Source organism: Mesorhizobium sp. (genome assembly GCF_005063415.1).
GTDB lineage: Bacteria > Pseudomonadota > Alphaproteobacteria > Rhizobiales > Rhizobiaceae > Mesorhizobium.
The window spans coordinates 46,380-48,089 of the sequence record NZ_SUEG01000012.1; the positions used below are offsets into that span (position 1 = coordinate 46,380).

Consider the following 1,710-nt stretch of genomic DNA (forward strand, 5'->3'; position numbering starts at 1 on the left):
AACCCACGCCGTCGAGCCACATGCCGATCTTGCCTTGCAGGAAGGCAGACTGTGCCTCGGCCCAATTGAACCCGGTAACGCCCGGAGGGGCAGACTTGGTCATCAATCTTTGATAGAGCGCGGCAGCCTCGATCGCCTCGGGAGCCTCGGTGCGCAGCTTGCCCTTGCCATCGAGCGGCGTCATGTCGTAGCCGAGCATCAGCGACGTCCACACCGGCGTGTTTGCGTTCTTGAGCCCGCGCGCGACGAAGCCGTATGTATTGGTCGAGGGGTCGGTCAGCGCTTCGGCGGCGGCCACCAGTTCCTCGAAGGTCTCGGGGTATTTGAGGCCCTTGGCCTCGAACAGCTCCTTGTTCCAATAGAGGATCCAATAGTCCACCGAGAACGGTAGCGAGCGCAGCACGCCCTGGCCGTCCTTGGCAAACAGCATGCCGGCTTCGGCGAAGTCGCTTTCGACCAGCGCCGGGTCGGTGAGCGACGGATCGGCGAGATAGCCGGCGATGTCGGCCAGCCAGCCACCCTTCTCGAACTGGCGTTTCTGCACGTGGTAGCTCAGATGCACGACGTCGAAGCTCGGCTTGCCCGAGCTCAACTCGATCACCGTCTTCTGGCGCTGCTGCTGCTCGGGCGTGGCCTCGGCATTGACCTTGATTCCGGTCAGTTCCTCAAACTCGGCGAGATATTTCAGGATGGTGTCGCTGCGCGGGCTTTTCACCAGATTGACGTCAAGCGTCGTCCCGGCAAAGCGTTTCCAGTCAACGCCTGCGGCAAAGCCGGGGCGAAGCCCCACAAGGCCGGCAGCGGTGAGCGCCGCGGTTCCGGCAAGGAGTTGCCTCCTGGTTGGGTTGAATAGATTGGACGACATTTCTTCCTCCCGGTTGCTGTCGTTGTGGATGCGCCGCGAACCGCGGCGCGGCTATATTTCCTCAGATCTGGAGCGCCAGCCGGCGCGCATTGTCGATATGCAGACTGATCGCTTCAGCCGCCTTTTGCGGATTGCGGCTCTCCATGGCTTCGATGACCGCCAAATGCTCGCGCATCACCGGCACCACACGGCCGTCGATGCGGAAACGCTCCTGGTGGATCAGCCGGATTTTCACCGAGTTGACCAGATAGGCCTTGGCGATAATCTCGTTGCCGAGCGCATTGATGAAGGTATCGTGCATGGCCCAGTCGATGTTCTGGGCCTTGGCTTCCATTTCCGGCGTCGGCGCCTGTCCCAGAGCTTGAGCCAGCATCTCCTCATGTTCGCGCCGCATGCGGGCAAGTTCGGCGTCAGAAGCGCTGGTCGTGAATAGCGCCACCGCCTCGCGTTCCATGAACAACCGAAACTGAAAGGCCTCGCGGATCAGATTGATATCGATATGCGCGATCTGCATGCCGCGCTGCGGGATGGTGGTCAGCAGTCCCTCGGCCTCGAGACGCGGGACGATCTCGCGAATGGCACCCAGCGGCAGCCCGGTGAAAGCGACCAGTTCGCGCTGTGACACGAACTGCCCCGGCCGCAGATCACGGGCCAGCAAATGCCGCGTGAAGCTGGCATAGGCTTTCTCGCGGAGAGTGATCGGTTCGCTGCCGTCGTCCACTTCAGCTCGCTTCCTTGTCGGTCAGCCCGGCCTTATCGGTCAGGCGGCCTCTGTCGCAAACAGCCTGTCATAGGCAGCAGCAAGCTGCCGCTGTCCTTGCGGGCCGATCGCTTCCAGGGGCGGG

General features: G+C 62.3%; 2 protein-coding genes. Both read right to left on the reverse strand.

From position 1 onward, the window contains the following. The coding region (locus E5W70_RS05875) for an extracellular solute-binding protein (protein WP_292655159.1) at positions 1–865 on the reverse strand (865 nt) is incomplete at its 3' end. 61 nt (positions 866–926) lie between these two features. Beyond that, positions 927–1,586 (reverse strand): GntR family transcriptional regulator, encoded by a 660-nt coding sequence (locus E5W70_RS05880; RefSeq protein ID WP_292655162.1) that lies wholly within the window; start codon positions 1,584–1,586, stop codon positions 927–929. Positions 1,587–1,710 lie beyond the last annotated feature (124 nt).